Consider the following 17,082-nt stretch of genomic DNA (forward strand, 5'->3'; position numbering starts at 1 on the left):
TTTTGTTAAAATGAATGTAACAACGGAGAAAGCAGGAGGACTGTCTAATGGAACACACAACTCAAACGAAAATATTAGTCGTAGATGATGAGGCAAGAATTCGCCGCCTTTTAAAAATGTATTTAGAACGTGAAAATTATGAAATCGATGAAGCAGAAAATGGAGATGAGGCGATTCAAAAAGGGCTTCAAACCGATTATGACCTCATTTTGCTCGATTTAATGATGCCTGGTACAGATGGAATTGAAGTGTGTAATCAAATTCGAGACAAAAAAGCGACTCCAATCATTATGCTGACGGCAAAAGGAGAAGAAGCCAACCGCGTTCAAGGATTTGAGGCAGGAACGGATGACTATATCGTCAAACCTTTCAGCCCACGTGAAGTTGTTTTACGTGTGAAGGCATTGCTCAGAAGATCGTCTCAAACGTCTTATCTGAATACTGGGACAACAACAAAGGACGTTCTTGTGTTTTCTCATCTTTCTATTGACCATGATGCACATAGAGTGACGGCTGATGGCAAAGAAGTCAGCCTCACGCCGAAGGAATATGAGCTTTTATATTTCCTTGCAAAAACACCGGATAAGGTTTATGACAGAGAAAAGCTGTTAAAAGAAGTATGGCAATATGAATTCTTTGGAGACTTACGAACAGTCGATACCCATGTCAAACGACTTCGTGAAAAACTGAATAAAGTGTCGCCAGAAGCAGCGAAAAAAATCGTAACTGTATGGGGAGTCGGGTACAAATTTGAGGTCGGCGCTGAATGAAACTGTGGAAAAGTGTTGTAGGAAAGCTATGGTTAACCATTCTTTTCCTCGTCCTGATCGTTTTATCTATTTTAACTGTGCTTCTTTTAGAGTTCATTGAGAATTATCATGTAGAAGAAGCAAAATCTGATTTAACACAAATGGCAAATAAAGTAGCGGTCATTTTAGAAAGCCATGAGGATCAATCTCTTGCAAGATCGATAACATCAGAACTCGCTGACAAATTGACGAGTATTGCGATCATACAAGAGGACGGGCTAGAGTGGTATTCGTCTGAAAAAGGCGGGAAGCTTCCTGCGATTACAAAGCAACAAATTGAAGCGGACAGCGATTTAAACCAAGCACTGAAAGATCGTAAAAAAATCAGTAAACGTGCAGAACCTGATGCAGGCAATCAAAAAGATGAACGAATTGTAGTCGGTGTTCCATATGAGGTGAACGGAAAAAAAGGCATGGTCTTTCTTTCTCAGTCACTCCTCGCTGTAGAACAAACAACGAAACATACGACGCGATACATCTTTTTAGCAGCCGGAATTGCGATTGTACTGACCACTATATTCGCTTTCTTCTTGTCAACACGTGTCACCTATCCTCTCAGAAAGATGAGAGAGGGTGCACAAGATTTGGCGAAGGGGAAATTTGATACAAAGATTCCTATTTTAACGCAAGATGAGATTGGAGAACTGGCGATCGCTTTTAATCAAATGGGGAAGCAGCTTAAATTCCATATCACAGCTTTAAATCAAGAAAAAGAACATTTGTCTAATATTTTAAGCAGTATGGCCGATGGCGTCATCACCATCAATATTGATGGAACGATCTTGATGACAAATCCTCCTGCAGAACGATTTTTGCAGGCATGGTATTATGAGCAAAATATGAAGATCAAAGATGGAGATGAACTGCCGCCAGAAGCGCGCGAGCTATTTCATACAGCTGTCGGTACAGAAAAGGAGCAAATGATCGAAGTTACGCTGCAAGGGCGTACGTGGGTTCTTCTCATGTCTCCGCTTTATAATCAGCAGGATGTCAGAGGAGCAGTTGCAGTCCTTCGTGATATGACGGAGGAACGAAGACTTGATAAGCTGAGAAAAGACTTCATTGCCAATGTCAGTCATGAACTTCGTACACCAATTGCCATGCTGCAAGGGTACAGTGAGGCGATTGTAGATGATATTGCAGGATCAGAAGAGGAAAAGAAAGAGATTGCGCAAATTATCTACGATGAATCACTTCGAATGGGACGACTTGTAAATGATCTTCTAGATCTAGCGAGAATGGAAGCAGGTCATATTACATTGAATCTTGAATCAACAGATACGGAAGAGCTGACTGAGAAGATCTACCGCAAGTTTCTCGGGATTGCGAAAGAAAAACAAATCGACCTTACGTATGACATTCAAGTGGATGAACCAAACTTTGTATTCGATCCAGATAAGATTGAGCAAGTGTTTACGAATCTCATTGATAATGCCATTCGTCATACACCAGAGGGCGGAGAGGTTCACTTTTCGGTTCAATCGGTGGAAAACGGGCTGAAAATGGATGTGAAAGATTCGGGAAGCGGAATTCCAGAAGAGGATCTGCCCTTTATTTTCGAACGCTTCTATAAAGCTGATAAAGCAAGAACAAGAGGACGTTCTGGTACTGGGCTTGGCCTTGCGATTGTGAAGAACATCGTCGAAGCGCATCAAGGCTCTATACATGCTCACAGCAAAACTGGTGCAGGTACACACTTCACCTTCTATATTCCGAGAAAAAAGCAGGAACTCGTCTAATCTTGACGAAGAATCTTGTTACATGAGAAACACTTCTTTTCGAAAGAAAAAGAAGTGTTTTTTCTATTTTGAAATTTTTAAGGAGAAGTTAAACAAAAAGCCCTTTCCAAACTGTCGAACTTGTAATATATTTGTCATAAAGTTGTAATGTAACGTTTTATAAGAGTCACTCGACAAAAATAAGTGAACGGAGGGGTTTCCTATGCATGAAACCTTTCAAAAAATATATGATTCGTACCATCAAGATTTGTACCAGTTTTTATTTTATATGGTTAAAGATAAAAATCAGGCAGAGGATCTCGTGCAGGAGGTTTACATTCGGGTACTTCACTCATATAAAACTTTTGAAGGAAGAAGCAGCGAGAAAACATGGCTGTTTTCAATTGCAAGGCATGTGGCGATTGACTGGTTTCGCAAGCAGCAAACCATTAGACAACGGGTACTCGGCACGTTTGATTGGGATAAGCAGGATGTAAAAGACCCAGACTTGCTCCCAGACGAACTAGCTGTACAGGATGAAAATACGAAAGAAATTTATGCCGCACTTGATCACTGTACGATTGATCAAAGAGCTGTCATCATTTTAAGGTTTATCCAGGGCTACTCAATCATGGAGACGGCAAAGGCGCTAAAGTTCTCGGAAAGCAAAGTCAAAACAACGCAGCACCGAGGCCTGAAAGTGCTCCGAAAACATATGGAGCTTTTGAAGGAGGAGCTAGTGAATGAAAACGAACAGGTCCGATTGGAGCGAAGAACGAATCAAGGTGTTACTAAGTCAGCTTCCAAAAGTGGAGGACAACCGTTCATCTAAGCAGATATACCAGCAGATGCTGATGGCAAGCGGGAAGAAAAAGAAAAGTGTCAGATGGATCGGTCCAGCGGTGGCAACCGTTGTGGTTTTATTTATGGCGTTTTTAATTTCTCCTCATTTATTTCAGCCGGCTGCTCAAGAACAGCATCAACAGATGAAAATGGACTCAAGTGCTGACAAAGGACAGGCGAATGCCACATTAGAGCCGGTGAAACAGGAAAATGGTACCGCGCACGTTGTTTCTCATGAAGACAAGCAAAAGTATATGACGGTTGCATACATAGATGAATCAACATCTCAAGTGATTCCCATTAGTATTGAAAAAGAAAATGAACATGACCATTTGCAGGAAATGATGAACACATATGAACAGGTGCAGCTGCCTGAAATGACAAAGCCGCTTCAATCTTATCTTGAGATGGTGGACCTTCGGGAAAAAGGGAATACACTTGTTTTTCAGTTAAAAAATGATTTATCCCTTGATACGATAAAGGAAGCCAATCGATTTAAAGATATGGTAAAAGAAACGCTCAAATGGAGCAGGTATAAACAAGTGGAGATCAGGTCAGTCGAAGGTTCTCATCTTCAATTAGGGACTAGCAGCTTTGGCACGATATCAATTGATAAACAAACGAAGAAAGCTTATTACGTGTTAAAAAATAAGAGCGGGACTTTTTTGGTACCCTCAAAAACCCATTATTCTTCTTATGAAGATGCGGTAGAGGCCATGAAACGGACGAGTGATTCTGGGCTCGAACCATTAATTAAAGAAGAATCCATTAAAGAAGTGACATCAAAAGGTAAGCATGTGACCATCACGTTTGGAGCATCAGCGAAATTATCGGACTCAATTGATCATATTCTACTCATTGAAGGTCTGCTGCTCACAGCGAAAGATTTTGGTTTTACAGATATCACCATTCAATATGCAGGAACAGATCAAGTAGGACCATATGAATTAAACGAGCCAATAGAGGTACCGGCTCTGCCGAATCCAGTTGTCATCAAAGATCGTTAAAGGACGCAAGTAAGTCATTGCGTTCTTTTTTAATGTATAGAAAATGCCCTTCTTGCTGTATACTAAGCTGTCATGAAAAGAACCTCAAAGAAGGGGAGTCACTGATGAAAAGGTATTGTTTCATAGGTGCAAGCTGTTTTTTGTTCTTCATCTTAGCACCATTTGCCCATGCGCAGCAGACAAACGAATGGGTGGAACCAGTGAAAGGAGAAGTCACTGACTTGTTTGGGACAAGGGGCGGCTCGCATAAGGGATTAGATATAGCTGCACCAGAAGGAGAATCCATTTTTGCTGCAAGTGAAGGTGTGGTCGCGCGTTCGTATGTATCGGCTACATATGGAGAAGTCGTGTTTATTCAGCATCCAAACGGATACGAAACCGTCTATGCTCATTTACACGAGCGTTTTGTGAAAAAGGGTGACCATGTACAATCAGGGCAGCCGATTGGCATCATTGGCAACACAGGAGCTTCTAGAGGTACTCATTTGCATTTTGAGGTACATCGTGGAAATTGGTCAGTCAGCAAAAAGGATGCGATAGATCCGCTCAAAATGATTGCAGTGGAACGTTTCAAAGAGCCAGCTCTTCATGTAAATGGACATGAAAAAAATACATATGTCATTAAAAAAGGGGATACCCTTTGGTCGATAGCAAAGGCGCATGAAATGACTGTGGAACAATTGAAAAAGATCAATGAGCTGACCACTCACCTCATTCGAACAGGAGACCGTTTAATGGTTTCAACAAAATAAACCTCATGCTTTTGCATGAGGTTTATCACTGTTTTTTAAAGGTCAATCAGGCGGACAGAAAGAATATCCTGTACTTCCGTTAATTTTTTCACAATTTCATCCTCTAGATGCTTATCGAAAGAAAGCATCATAATGGCTTCGCCGCCTTTTTCTTTACGTCCTACCTGCATTGTTGCGATGTTGACATCATGGTCGCCTAAAATCTGTCCAACCTTTCCAATCACACCAGGTGCATCTGTATGCTGGATATAGACTAGGTGTCCATCTGGATAAAAATCAATATTAAATCCATTAATAGAAACAACGCGTTCCCCTAGATGCGGGATGTAAGTCGCTTTTAGAGTAAAGGTTGAAAGATCACCTTTGACTTCAATGGAAATACTGTTTTCGTAACCAGATTCGCTGGAGGAAATTTTCTCACTAAAACTAATGCCGCGTTCCTTTGCGACCATTCCAGCATTTACTTCATTCACAGTTGAATCAACGCGCTCTTTTAAAAAGCCTGAGAGGAGACTTTTTGTGATAAAGGATGTTTCGAGTTTTGAAATAGAGCCTTCATAAGAAATGCCTACTTCTTTTACAGGTTCTCTCATGGATTGAGAGACAAGACGTCCAAGTTTTCCTGCAAATTGATGATAAGGCTGAATCTTTTTGAATTCGTCTTTTGTCATCGCTGGTAGATTAATAGATGACATGACAGGAAGGCCTTTCGCAAATTGAAGGACTTCTTCAGATACTTGCGCTGCTACATTTAATTGTGCTTCTTTTGTAGAGGCACCAAGATGCGGAGTTGCAATGACGTGTGGATGATCCACAAGCGGATTATCAGTTGGAGGTTCTACCTCGAATACATCGAGTGCAGCTCCTGCGACATGGCCGCTTTCAAGTGCCTCAAGAAGGTCAGCTTCGTCAATAATGCCGCCGCGTGCACAGTTTACTAGGCGAACACCTTTTTTCGTTTTTGCAATCGTTTCTTTATTGAGAAGTCCTCTTGTTTCTTTTGTTAATGGCGTATGTACAGTAATAATATCTGATACTTCGAGTACTTCATCCAGTGATTTCGCATTGACGCCAATTTTTTCTGCACGTTCTTTTGTGAGAAATGGGTCAAACACGTTGACTGTCATGCCAAATGCTCTTGCACGCTGGGCGATTTCACTTCCGATTCTGCCTAAGCCGACAATCCCAAGAGATTTTCCGTAAAGCTCAGCACCAACATATGCACCTCTGTTCCATTCTTTTGATTTGACAGAAATATTGGCTTGCGGAATATGACGCATGAGTGATGAAATCATAGCGAACGTATGCTCAGCTGTCGAGATCGTATTACCGTTTGGTGCATTGATCACAATGACGCCATGCTTGGTCGCTTCATCAATGTCAATATTGTCTACTCCCACACCGGCACGGCCGACAATTTTTAATGAAGTCATTTTTTCATAAAGCTCTTTCGTTACTTTCGTGGCACTTCTGACAAGTAAGGCATCAAACGTGTGTAATTCATCTTCAGCTTCTGCTACATTTTTTTGGACAATTTCAACAAAATCTGATTCTAAAAGTGGTAGAAGACCATCATTGCTCATCTTATCTGAGACTAATACTCGAAACATCGTAAGATTTCCTCCTAAAATAAACGTCATAAATATCTGATAATTTACCATATTCCTTTTCACTGTGTCAATCAAATTAAAGCAGTAAAGTGAAAAAGAAAACACGAACATTTCTTTGTGTCTTTATAAAGAATGAACACCTTTAAACAAAAGATAACCAATTTTTGCGCATTTGTCATTAGAATTTTTGTGTTTTTTACGATTTCTTAAAACTGATGAATTTGCTCAGGATTTTTATCTGTACAAATGCTCATATATCATATATAATGATGTCGAATTGAATAATGATCAATCTTCGGGGCAGGGTGTAATTCCCTACCGGCGGTGATGAGCATAGTCTCTAAGCCCGCGAGCCTTTTTGGCAGGATTCGGTGTGATTCCGAAGCCGACAGTATAGTCTGGATGGGAGAAGATGGAGGTTCATAAACGTTGAAAACATTGATGTTTACACGTTTATTTGTCTAGCCCAATTTCCCCGCTCCTGTTTTCAAGGGCGGTTTTTTTGTGGCTAAAATGGAACAATCCTCTTTTCGAAAGATTTGATCGAAAAGGAGAGAGAATATTGAATCAAAGTAAAGTAAAGCGTTTAGTCGTAATCAGTATGCTTAGCAGTATTTCATTTGTTTTAATGTTATTAAACTTCCCGTTCCCTGGGCTTCCAGGATATTTGAAAATTGATTTCAGCGATATTCCAGCGATTATTGCGATTTTAATTTATGGGCCGGGTGCAGGTATTGCTGTTGAGGCGTTAAAAAATGTACTGCATTATCTCATTCATGGTAGTATGTCTGGTGTTCCTGTTGATCAAGTAGCGAACTTTACAGCAGGCGTATTGTTCATTTTACCAGTGGCCTTCATTTTCAAAAAAATCAAATCGGCAAAGGGAATTGTATGGTCTATGTTCTTGGGCACAGTGCTTATGACTGTGATGATGAGTATTTTAAATTACTTCCTGTTTCTGCCGGCTTACACATGGTTTTTAAATGCACCTCAACTTTCGGATAATATGCTCAAGGCGACGATAACAGCAGGGATATTGCCTTTTAATCTTATTAAAGGCATCATCATTACCATCGTGTTTAGCCTCATTTTTGTGAAAATGCGTCCATGGTTTGAAAATAAACGCCGACTTCAAAATAGTTAATATAAAAAAAGCCCCTGCATAAGGGGCTTTTATACTATTCATGCTTAAGTGGGTCGCCCTCGAAAGATTCGTCCGCAACTTTGATTGAATCCGTTGGACATCCTTCAAATGCATCAAGCATATCTTCTTCAAGTACTTCTGGAACCTCTACAGTTCCTTGGTTGTCATCAAGCGTAACAAATGCAATGCCTTCATCATCATAATCATAAATGTCTGGAGCAGCTGCACCGCATGCGCCGCAAGCAATACATGTGTCTTTGTCTACAATTGTATATTTTGCCATGTTAAAAAAATACCTCCCAGATTGTTCGATGGAACAAATGGTCTAACCTTTTTAGTTTCACCGATAAAAAACAATTTCCTCAAACCTTATTGTAATGATTTTAATTTCACATTTCAACTGTAAAGTGATTGAGAATGCTTATCACATAAGGGTTTGTTCATAACTTTCCCCCACAAATTGAGTTTAAACATTTCTTCTTCTATGAAATCTGTTAAAATAAAGGGAGAAAATATTCGAATTTTGTCAGGAAGACAGGTGCTTTGGCGAATGACTCTTCATTATTTGGATGTCATGTTAATGGACAGCGTATATAAATTGAACGGCGAACGCTCCATAAGTGCTGTCTACCATCTTTTTAAAGGAAAAAAATCATCACAAACCATACAGGATGCCAGTTTGTTTCAGCTTTCAAAGTACTTCGGTTGTTACCCGGGGTTTACGAGGGATCAGCTGAATCGCTCTACTATAAAACTTGACGAAGAGCACTACATCAAAAAAACAGGGGAGACATTCACTGTTACAGTTGCAGGACAGCGTATGCTAAACCAGTATTTTTTAGAAAAACCGATGCCCGTTTATTTTCATGGTGCGAAATATCATGATAAAGCAAAGGTGCTATGGATGAGGCTCTCTTTACTTGTACAAGTGCTTTCTCACCATATGGCTGGATCGTATCAATATGTCCCAATACAAAGAGATGTATCTGTACAAAGCTGGACGAAATCCTTCTTAAAACAGCATCATGAGAAGAATAAGCTTTCAGAAGAGCTGCATCATGAACTAGAAACGCTCCTTAGCCGTATAAGTGATCAAGAGGCGCTGATTTTTGTTTATTCATTGACGTCAAATGAAAGAATCGGGCGTACGTATCAGCAAATGGCAGAGTGGCTAAAAGAAGATGTGTGGTATGTGTACCTGCTTTTTTGGAATGTCCTCCATTATTTTATTCATGCTGCCCAAAAAGGTGAGACGCAGCTCATGCAAAAGCTCGTAGGTGATCTTGAATTCAAACGCGTATTAACAACCTCTACTCACAAAACGCTTGAACTTGTGCAAAAAGGCTTTGATATTGATCAGATTGCTCACATTCGTTCATTAAAAAAAGCAACGATCGAAGACCATATTGTCGAACTTTCCATACATGAACCGAACTTCTCAATAGAGCCGTATGTGAGCGTAGAAGCGCAGCAGGCCATTCATACAGTAGCCAGGGAGCTTCAAACAAATAAAATGAAGCTGATTAAAGAAAAACTCGAACATTCATTTACTTATTTTCAAATACGATTGGCTCTGACAAGGATGGTGAAAGCAAATGGATAAGCTTCATCAGACGCTCATGCGATATTTTGGTTACGACTCATTTAAAACAGGTCAAGAGGACATTATTCAAAGTGTACTGAATCAAAAAGATACGGTTGCCATGCTGCCTACTGGCGGCGGGAAATCCATCTGCTATCAAATTCCCGGCTATATGACAGATGGATTGGTTCTCATTATTTCGCCGCTGTTATCGCTTATGGAGGACCAAGTCGAACGAATGAAAATGCGCGGAGAAAAACGAGTGGCGGCGCTGAACAGCACATTGTCTTTTCAGGAGAGACGGCATATCATTCGGCATTTGCCATCATATAAGTTTCTATTTGTCGCGCCTGAGGCATTAATGTCAGAGGTGCTGCTAGAACAGCTCAAATCGATGCATATTGGTCTGTTCGTCGTCGATGAAGCCCATTGTATATCGGAATGGGGGCATGATTTCCGTCCGGAATATTCAAAGCTGGGGGAATGGAGAGAAGCGTTAGGTCATCCTGTCGCTTTAGCACTGACGGCAACAGCAACAAAACAAACGCTAAAAGATACCGTGCAAACGTTAAGGTTGCAGCATCCAGACTTTCATATTCATTCTGTCAACCGGCCAAACATTGCTTTAGTTAAAGAAGCGCACGAAACGAAAGAAGCAAAAGAGAAACGGGCCATTGAGCTTGTGGAATTCCTGCAAGGCCCCGGTCTGATTTATTGCCCGACTCGGCAAATGACAGAAGATATGGCGCTTTTTATGAAACAAAAAACCCACCAGCGTGTAGAGTATTACCATGGCGGAATGGATGCAGGAGATCGCATGCTTATTCAGCAGCAATTTATCAGCGGACAGCTTGATCTCATTTGTTGTACAAGTGCTTTTGGAATGGGAATTGATAAAGCAGATATACGATTTGTTATTCATATGAGCCCGCCGCAGTCAATTGAAGCATTTATGCAGGAAATTGGAAGAGCAGGACGGGACGGGAAAAACAGTGTGAGCATTCTTTTATATACAGAAGAGGATGCGGACATTCAACAGCATTTAATACAAGCCGAGGGCTTTGATGATCCAGAAATTGATTTTTTCTTAGCCAGATTAACACAAATGCAGACAAATGATGAAAAAAAATTACGTGAACAATTGATGGAATCAGGGCTTCAGGAGACACGGGCAAGAATGTTGATCCATTATTACAGGATGTATCAGTCTGACGAGCCTCGTGTGCTCCTGATGAAACTGAAAGAGAAATTGCAGGACAGACAAACAGAAAAACTGAGAAAAGTGTGGCAATTTAAGGAGCGGATCACAGGTCATAGCTGCTTTAGACAATCTCTGTTATCATACTTTTACGAACAGCTTGATCAAACGGAGACGGAATCCTCTGGCAATTGCTGCTCTTCTTGCGGACTTGACCTGTCTGATTATGAAAAAAAAGAACAATCATTGGAGCTGAATGAAATGAAACACTGGAAGACCGTGCTGGATCGTATGTTTCATCTGACAAAAGAGGCGCACCATTGATCGAACAACATCACCGAATCATTGAAAAATTAACCGATCGCCAAGTCGTAGAACAGCTGTATTTTACGCAGCTGCTGATGCTGGTTATTTCTTTTTTACTAGGTATATTTATGTTCGATCATTGGACAGATTTCACATCCCTGTGGGAGATCCAAGATGCGCGGATACTGACTTATGGAATTGGCGGCGCTGTGCTTGTAATCATTGTGGATGCGATTGTCATGAAGGTTTTTCCTGCTCATATGTATGATGATGGCGGATTAAATGAAAAAATGTTCAAAAACCGCAGCATCCCGCATATTGTTTGGTTAACACTGCTCATCGCCTTTTCAGAGGAAATTCTATTCCGAGGGATCGTCCAGCAGCAATTTGGATTGGAGATTGCTAGTATCGTGTTTGCACTCCTTCACTTTCGCTACTTATCAAAAATACTCTTGTTTATCCTTGTGGTTTCCATTAGTATTTTTTTAGGACTTTTATACGAGTGGACGGGGAATTTATTTGTTCCTGTCATGACCCATTTTGTCATTGACTTAGTCTTTGCTTGTCAAATTCGTTTGAAATATAGGGGGAGGGATGAACATGGAAGAAATGTCGAGAATGAAGAGAAAGAAGGAGCAGCTGACAAACATCCATGACGATGATGTAGAGGAAATTTTTGAAGAAGAAGTACAGCCTTCAGATGACTCTCACTTTCCTACACGAGAAGATTTCCATGAATATAAAAAACAGCGCACGAAAAAGGTGCGCAATCCATTATTTACAACATTGGCTATTATCTTTCCTATTATCGTCGTCACGGTGTTCTTCCTTTTGATCTACTACACGTCAAAGGAAATTAACCATAATAATAATCAAGATGTATATAATATTGATTCTACATCAAGTGCTGACACAGACCCAGTCCCGTCAGCACTTGCCGAAACGAAAAATGACTCAAGCGCTGATAAAGCGGATGCGTCTGATGATGAGAAGCAAAAGAAAGATGAAGAAAAACAGCGATCGAAAGAAAAAGCTGAACAGAAGAAAAAAGAAAAAGCTGCTAAAGAGAAAGAAAAGCGTGAACAAGCAGCGAAAGAAAAAGAACGCGCGAGAGCCGAAGCTGCCAAAAAACGTGAACAGCAGCAGCTAGCCCTGCAAAAGCAACAAGAAGAGAAAAAACGAAAAGAAGCGGAAGAGAAAAAGAAGCAGGAAGAAAAACCAGTTCGTGTCGTGCAGCACACGGTTGGCCCAGAGGAAAACCTGTACCGAATCTCCATGAAGTATTACAAAAACCGTTCGGGTGAAGAGAAAATTAGAGCCTATAATCACTTGAAAGGCAACAGCGTGTATAGCGGTCAAGTGTTGAATATTCCACTAGAAAACTAATCACCTGTAATCACCTGACATGAATGAAGAAGCACGCACATACATATGTAGAAAAAAGGGACAGGGTGTATGTGATGACATTGCACGCAATCAGCCGCTATATGGATCAGCCCACACAGAAAATGATGGAAACATTAATTAAAAGAAAGTACAAATATGAGGGCTTTGCCAAGCAGTGTAAAAGATGGCAATGGACAGCCCTTCTATCGCTGGCCATTCTTTTGTTTTATTTTGTGATCACGGCAAATGCGGGAGGCGGCTCACTTCAGCCGGAAGCCATGATTGCCACACTGCTTGGTCATGAAGTATTTCTGTTTTGGATCATGGCTGAGGTCTTTGCTTTTTATGCCTCTTATTACTATAAGAAAAAAGAAGAAAAGGCCGAAGATGAATATCATCGGCTTCGATGTGAAATTATACAAAAGAGTACAGACTTATGGCCGCAATCAAATCAGTGGAAAGAGCGCGAGGCGGTTTTTCACTATATGCAGAAGCAATATGACATTAATCTCTATTATGAAAGTAAATAAATGAGAAAAAAAGACGTTTAACAGTTGAAACGTCTTTTTTCATTCAAGCGTCTTATGAAAGAAAGATATGTAAGGGAGCCATTTGTGATGAAATATGCCATCGGATTTACTGCCGCCATTGCGGCTGTTACAACAGGTGTGTGTGTAACGGCAAAAATGGTGAAAACGGCAAAACAAAACAACATCAAAAAGCATTACTTTACAATAGAAGCACTTCAATCAGACCGGCCTGCTGTCATTTTCTTTATTTCTGATACACACAGACGTCTCATAAGTGACACTTTATTAGCAGAAATCAGTCAAGAAGAGCCAGATGTGATTATGATTGGCGGAGATTTAGCAGAAAAAGGTGTGCCCTACGCAAGGATTGAAGAAAATGTGAAACGTTTATCAAAAATTGCGTCGGTTTATTTTGTTTGGGGAAATAATGATCATGAGCTGCATCAGCAAAGGTTGAAAGAGCTTCTTCATGCATACGATGTCACGACTTTGCAAAATGAAACGGCTGTATGGAATTTCGAAGGCCAGCGAATTAAAATTGGAGGAATTGATGATATTCGGCTTGAAAAAGCAGATTATGAAGCGATACGGCCAGAGTTTGTGAAAGAAGATGTCAATATTCTCTTATCACACAATCCAGATGTACATCATTTGATGAGTGAAGAAGAGGGAATCGATCTTGTCCTGAGCGGTCATACGCATGGGGGACAGATCCGAATTGGGAAATTTGGACCGTATGAAAAAGGAAGAACAGGCCAGGTCAAAGGTGCGTTCTTTCTCATTAGTAATGGCTACGGAACAACAAAAATTCCCATGCGTCTCGGAGCAGAACCAGAAACCCATCTGATCTATTTAATGCCTCTAAAAACGCGTTAACTTGCGGCACCCTCAATATTTTCCATAAAAGTCACCGTAAGCATAGCTTCATGCTTGTCTTCCGTCTTGACACAGTGTAAACTGAATACAAAATTAAGAACCTATGACTCATCATCTCATATACTACAGTATGATGTGTGTTTAGAAGAGGCAGGAGGGAACGTTATGCGACTGGAGCGTCTGAATTATAATAAAATCAAAATTTTTCTCACACTAGATGACCTGACAGACCGAGGTCTTACGAAAGAAGACCTTTGGAAAGATTCGTTCAAAGTCCATCAGCTGTTTAAAGACATGATGAACGAAGCGAATCAGGAGCTCGGTTTTGAAGCGAATGGACCGATTGCTGTTGAAGTATTTTCTCTTCAGGCGCAGGGGATGGTCGTCATTGTCACAAAGAGTCAGCAGGAAGATGCTGATGATGAGTTTGATGAAGATTACATTGAGATGCAAGTCAAGCTCGACGAGAGCAAGCATGTGCTCTATCAATTTGCCTCGTTTGAAGATGTGATTCAACTGTCCCATAGTTTAAGTCGTATTGGACTTTTAGGGGGTACAGTTTACCATTATGAAGGTCAATATTATCTCAGCCTGGATGATGTTGGAGATCTATCTGCTGATACAGTCATTTCAATTTTAGCAGAGTTTGGTTCACCTACGACACTCACCATTCACCGGCTAAAAGAGTATGGAAAAGTGATCATGCAAGAAGATGCTGTGAAAACGATTCAAATGTATTTTTAATCACTTTTTTCTATTATATTTAATACTGTTGTGATGAAACAACAGTATTTTTTTATATCCTTTTTTATATTTATAAACGCTGATATTTTATTTTGATAAAAAACGCTTTTTACCTTTGCTTTACCAGTACGAAGGTGTATACTATTGCTTGAAAGGGAGCAGTAGATCATGAAAGATTTCTAGGGGGTTTATTTTAATGGCAGCCGATCAAAACGCCGCTCATAACGCAGAAGATAAGCTAGATGTTTTAAAGTCAACTCAAACCGTCATACATAAAGCGCTAGACAAATTAGGGTATCCGCAGGAAGTGTATGAATTGCTGAAGGAGCCAATTCGTCTATTAACGGTCAAAATTCCAGTACGTATGGATGATGGATCTGTGAAAATTTTCACTGGTTACCGCGCACAGCACAATGATGCTGTCGGTCCAACAAAAGGCGGAATTCGTTTCCACCCGAACGTTACGGAAAAAGAAGTAAAAGCGCTTTCAATTTGGATGAGTTTAAAATGTGGAATTGTGGATCTTCCTTATGGCGGAGGAAAAGGCGGTATTATCTGTGATCCAAGAGAAATGTCATTCAGAGAGCTTGAAAAACTAAGCCGCGGCTATGTTCGCGCCATCAGTCAAATTGTTGGACCAACAAAAGATGTTCCGGCACCAGACGTGTTTACGAACTCTCAAATTATGGCATGGATGATGGATGAATATTCTAGAATTGATGAGTTTAACTCGCCAGGATTTATTACAGGAAAACCAATTGTTCTTGGAGGATCACACGGACGTGATACTGCAACAGCAAAAGGTGTGACGATCTGCATCAAAGAAGCGGCGAAGAAAAAAGGAATTGACATTAACGGAGCTCGTGTTGTCGTACAGGGATTCGGAAATGCAGGAAGCTACTTAGCTAAATTCATGTATGATGCTGGAGCGAAAATCGTAGGGATTTCAGATGCGTACGGCGGATTATACGATGAAGATGGTCTAGATATTGACTACTTGCTTGACCGACGTGACAGCTTTGGAACCGTCACTAAATTATTTAACGATACAATTACAAACCAAGAGCTGCTTGAGCTGGATTGTGATATCCTAGTACCTGCAGCCATTGAAAACCAAATCACAGAAGATAACGCGGCAAACATTAAAGCAAAAATTGTCGTAGAAGCAGCAAATGGCCCAACGACACTGGAAGGAACCAAAATTCTTTCAGATCGTGGTGTACTGCTTGTTCCAGACGTACTTGCGAGTGCGGGTGGTGTAACTGTTTCTTACTTCGAATGGGTTCAGAATAACCAAGGGTTCTATTGGACTGAAGAAGAAGTTGAAACTCGTTTAGAAGATATGATGGTGAAATCATTTAATAATATTTATGAAATGGCGCAAAACCGCCGGATCGATATGCGTCTTGCTGCATATATGGTCGGTGTACGTAAAATGGCTGAAGCTTCTCGATTCAGAGGCTGGATTTAAGCGGCTGATTTGCATCACGCCTTAAAATCTCCTATCCTTAAATAGGAGATTTTTTTATGGAATGGAACAAAGAATCAACAGCCAGCAATTGTTATTGCAGTGAAATGACAGGAGTGGAACAAATGAAACAAGAAAAAGCGATTATAATAGGAGGCGGCCCATGCGGGCTATCAGCTGCCATCGCATTCAAGCAAATTGGGATTGATGCACTTGTGATTGAAAAGGGGAATGTCGTGAACAGTATTTATCATTACCCAACACATCAAACCTTTTTTAGTACAAGTGAAAAGCTTGAAATCGGTGATGTCGCTTTTATTACTGAAAATCGTAAGCCCGTTCGTATTCAGGCACTTTCCTATTACCGAGAGGTCGTCAGACGAAAAAACCTGCGTGTGCATGCTTTTGAAAAAGTAAACGCCGTGAAGAAACAAGATGGCCGTTTTACGGTGAATACATCAAAAGACGATTATTCATGTGATTACGTCGTCATTGCGACTGGCTATTATGATCATCCAAATTATATGAACGTCAAAGGAGAAGACCTTCCCCACGTGTATCACTATTTTAAAGAAGGGCACCCATATTTTGATAAAGATGTGACGGTGATCGGCGGGAAGAACTCCAGTGTGGATGCTGCGCTAGAACTTGTGAAATGCGGAAGCAGAGTCACTGTACTTTATAGAGGAACTGAATATTCATCCAGCATCAAACCTTGGATTTTACCAGAGTTTGAAGCGCTGGTTCGTAATGGAACGATTCGAATGGAGTTTGGCGCGCAGGTGAAAGAAATCACAGAGGAAGATGTAATCTTTACAAACCAGCAAGATCAAACGGATCGAGTGAAAAGTGACTATGTATTTGCTATGACTGGCTATCATCCAGACCATTCTTTCTTAGAAAAAATGGGTGTCACGATAGATCAAGAATCAGGCCGTCCAGCATTTGATGAACAGACGATGGAAACGAATGTTGAAGGTATTTTCATTGCAGGAGTCATTGCTGCTGGAAATAATGCCAATGAAATTTTCATCGAGAATGGAAGATTTCATGGCGGACTCATTGCAGAAGAAATCAATAAAAGAATCAACAGATAAAAAAAGAACTGG

At 40.6% G+C, this 17,082-nt stretch carries 17 protein-coding genes and 1 riboswitch; of the genes, 15 read left to right on the forward strand and 2 right to left on the reverse strand.

Features of this window, described 5'->3' with window-relative positions:
- The first annotated feature begins 47 nt into the window (after positions 1-47).
- The 5 genes from V6Z54_RS15685 (at position 48) to V6Z54_RS15705 (ending at position 5,129) form a co-directional block, all read left to right on the forward strand.
- Positions 48-770: a response regulator transcription factor gene (locus V6Z54_RS15685; protein ID WP_003215596.1), complete on the forward strand. Its 723-nt coding sequence runs from the start codon at positions 48-50 to the stop codon at positions 768-770.
- Positions 767-2,548 carry an ATP-binding protein gene (locus tag V6Z54_RS15690; RefSeq protein WP_075611577.1) on the forward strand — a complete coding sequence of 594 codons (1,782 nt, stop codon included), beginning with the start codon at positions 767-769 and terminating at the stop codon, positions 2,546-2,548. Before V6Z54_RS15685 ends, V6Z54_RS15690 begins: the two co-directional genes overlap by 4 nt.
- Before the next feature lie 202 nt (positions 2,549-2,750).
- Complete coding sequence (sigX, locus tag V6Z54_RS15695) at positions 2,751-3,359, forward strand: RNA polymerase sigma factor SigX (protein WP_039179611.1); 609 nt, start codon at positions 2,751-2,753, stop codon at positions 3,357-3,359.
- Positions 3,271-4,377 carry a sigma X negative regulator gene (locus V6Z54_RS15700; RefSeq protein WP_073979662.1) on the forward strand — a complete coding sequence of 369 codons (1,107 nt, stop codon included), beginning with the start codon at positions 3,271-3,273 and terminating at the stop codon, positions 4,375-4,377. The genes sigX and V6Z54_RS15700 overlap by 89 nt, the downstream gene beginning before the upstream one ends.
- A 104-nt stretch (positions 4,378-4,481) precedes the next feature.
- On the forward strand, positions 4,482-5,129 hold the full coding sequence (locus tag V6Z54_RS15705; protein WP_338527478.1) for a peptidoglycan DD-metalloendopeptidase family protein: 648 nt from the start codon (positions 4,482-4,484) through the stop codon (positions 5,127-5,129).
- Positions 5,130-5,164: 35 nt separating this feature from the next.
- Here the strand turns inward: V6Z54_RS15705 and serA are convergent, their stop codons facing one another.
- Complete coding sequence (gene serA, locus V6Z54_RS15710; protein ID WP_024422834.1) at positions 5,165-6,739, reverse strand: phosphoglycerate dehydrogenase; 1,575 nt, start codon at positions 6,737-6,739, stop codon at positions 5,165-5,167.
- A gap of 287 nt (positions 6,740-7,026) precedes the next feature.
- A riboswitch (FMN riboswitch) is annotated at positions 7,027-7,157 on the forward strand.
- A 144-nt stretch (positions 7,158-7,301) separates the two neighbouring features.
- Between serA and V6Z54_RS15715 the strand changes: the two genes are divergently transcribed.
- A complete protein-coding gene (locus V6Z54_RS15715; protein WP_024428075.1) occupies positions 7,302-7,883 on the forward strand; it encodes an ECF transporter S component in 582 nt (193 codons plus the stop codon).
- Between the two features lie 34 nt (positions 7,884-7,917).
- Here the strand turns inward: V6Z54_RS15715 and V6Z54_RS15720 are convergent, their stop codons facing one another.
- Complete coding sequence (locus V6Z54_RS15720; RefSeq protein WP_003215700.1) at positions 7,918-8,166, reverse strand: ferredoxin; 249 nt, start codon at positions 8,164-8,166, stop codon at positions 7,918-7,920.
- Between the two features lie 267 nt (positions 8,167-8,433).
- Between V6Z54_RS15720 and V6Z54_RS15725 the strand changes: the two genes are divergently transcribed.
- The 9 genes from V6Z54_RS15725 (at position 8,434) to V6Z54_RS15765 (ending at position 17,070) form a co-directional block, all read left to right on the forward strand.
- Positions 8,434-9,486, forward strand: coding sequence for a helix-turn-helix domain-containing protein (locus V6Z54_RS15725; RefSeq protein WP_041085952.1), 1,053 nt, complete (start codon positions 8,434-8,436; stop codon positions 9,484-9,486).
- Positions 9,479-10,987 (forward strand): ATP-dependent DNA helicase RecQ, encoded by a 1,509-nt coding sequence (locus V6Z54_RS15730; protein ID WP_338527479.1) that lies wholly within the window; start codon positions 9,479-9,481, stop codon positions 10,985-10,987. The genes V6Z54_RS15725 and V6Z54_RS15730 overlap by 8 nt, the downstream gene beginning before the upstream one ends.
- Positions 10,984-11,625 carry a CPBP family intramembrane glutamic endopeptidase gene (locus V6Z54_RS15735; protein ID WP_041085946.1) on the forward strand — a complete coding sequence of 214 codons (642 nt, stop codon included), beginning with the start codon at positions 10,984-10,986 and terminating at the stop codon, positions 11,623-11,625. Before V6Z54_RS15730 ends, V6Z54_RS15735 begins: the two co-directional genes overlap by 4 nt.
- A complete protein-coding gene (locus tag V6Z54_RS15740; RefSeq protein WP_041085943.1) occupies positions 11,570-12,355 on the forward strand; it encodes a LysM peptidoglycan-binding domain-containing protein in 786 nt (261 codons plus the stop codon). Before V6Z54_RS15735 ends, V6Z54_RS15740 begins: the two co-directional genes overlap by 56 nt.
- 74 nt (positions 12,356-12,429) lie before the next feature.
- Positions 12,430-12,885, forward strand: coding sequence for a DUF2663 family protein (locus tag V6Z54_RS15745; RefSeq protein WP_041085941.1), 456 nt, complete (start codon positions 12,430-12,432; stop codon positions 12,883-12,885).
- A gap of 87 nt (positions 12,886-12,972) precedes the next feature.
- On the forward strand, positions 12,973-13,761 hold the full coding sequence (locus tag V6Z54_RS15750) for a metallophosphoesterase (RefSeq protein WP_269103332.1): 789 nt from the start codon (positions 12,973-12,975) through the stop codon (positions 13,759-13,761).
- A 165-nt stretch (positions 13,762-13,926) separates the two neighbouring features.
- A complete protein-coding gene (locus tag V6Z54_RS15755; RefSeq protein ID WP_269103334.1) occupies positions 13,927-14,505 on the forward strand; it encodes a genetic competence negative regulator in 579 nt (192 codons plus the stop codon).
- A 196-nt stretch (positions 14,506-14,701) separates the two neighbouring features.
- On the forward strand, positions 14,702-15,976 hold the full coding sequence (locus V6Z54_RS15760; RefSeq protein WP_007500982.1) for a Glu/Leu/Phe/Val dehydrogenase: 1,275 nt from the start codon (positions 14,702-14,704) through the stop codon (positions 15,974-15,976).
- A gap of 122 nt (positions 15,977-16,098) precedes the next feature.
- Entirely contained in the window at positions 16,099-17,070 is a 972-nt protein-coding gene (locus V6Z54_RS15765) for a YpdA family putative bacillithiol disulfide reductase (RefSeq protein ID WP_041086836.1), read from the forward strand.
- The last annotated feature ends 12 nt before the right edge of the window (positions 17,071-17,082 follow it).

The organism is Bacillus sp. MAG717A (assembly GCF_036884855.1).
In the GTDB taxonomy this organism is placed as follows: domain Bacteria; phylum Bacillota; class Bacilli; order Bacillales; family Bacillaceae; genus Bacillus; species Bacillus safensis.

Coding starts and splice junctions, on each gene's coding strand:
- V6Z54_RS15685 (WP_003215596.1), top strand. CDS start 48: ATGGAACACACAACTCAAACGAAAATATTAGTCGTAGATGATGAGGCA.
- V6Z54_RS15690 (WP_075611577.1), top strand. CDS start 767: ATGAAACTGTGGAAAAGTGTTGTAGGAAAGCTATGGTTAACCATTCTT.
- sigX (WP_039179611.1), top strand. CDS start 2,751: ATGCATGAAACCTTTCAAAAAATATATGATTCGTACCATCAAGATTTG.
- V6Z54_RS15700 (WP_073979662.1), top strand. CDS start 3,271: ATGAAAACGAACAGGTCCGATTGGAGCGAAGAACGAATCAAGGTGTTA.
- V6Z54_RS15705 (WP_338527478.1), top strand. CDS start 4,482: ATGAAAAGGTATTGTTTCATAGGTGCAAGCTGTTTTTTGTTCTTCATC.
- serA (WP_024422834.1), bottom strand. CDS start 6,739: ATGTTTCGAGTATTAGTCTCAGATAAGATGAGCAATGATGGTCTTCTA.
- V6Z54_RS15720 (WP_003215700.1), bottom strand. CDS start 8,166: ATGGCAAAATATACAATTGTAGACAAAGACACATGTATTGCTTGCGGC.
- V6Z54_RS15725 (WP_041085952.1), top strand. CDS start 8,434: ATGACTCTTCATTATTTGGATGTCATGTTAATGGACAGCGTATATAAA.
- V6Z54_RS15730 (WP_338527479.1), top strand. CDS start 9,479: ATGGATAAGCTTCATCAGACGCTCATGCGATATTTTGGTTACGACTCA.
- V6Z54_RS15740 (WP_041085943.1), top strand. CDS start 11,570: ATGGAAGAAATGTCGAGAATGAAGAGAAAGAAGGAGCAGCTGACAAAC.
- V6Z54_RS15745 (WP_041085941.1), top strand. CDS start 12,430: ATGACATTGCACGCAATCAGCCGCTATATGGATCAGCCCACACAGAAA.
- V6Z54_RS15750 (WP_269103332.1), top strand. CDS start 12,973: ATGAAATATGCCATCGGATTTACTGCCGCCATTGCGGCTGTTACAACA.
- V6Z54_RS15755 (WP_269103334.1), top strand. CDS start 13,927: ATGCGACTGGAGCGTCTGAATTATAATAAAATCAAAATTTTTCTCACA.
- V6Z54_RS15760 (WP_007500982.1), top strand. CDS start 14,702: ATGGCAGCCGATCAAAACGCCGCTCATAACGCAGAAGATAAGCTAGAT.
- V6Z54_RS15765 (WP_041086836.1), top strand. CDS start 16,099: ATGAAACAAGAAAAAGCGATTATAATAGGAGGCGGCCCATGCGGGCTA.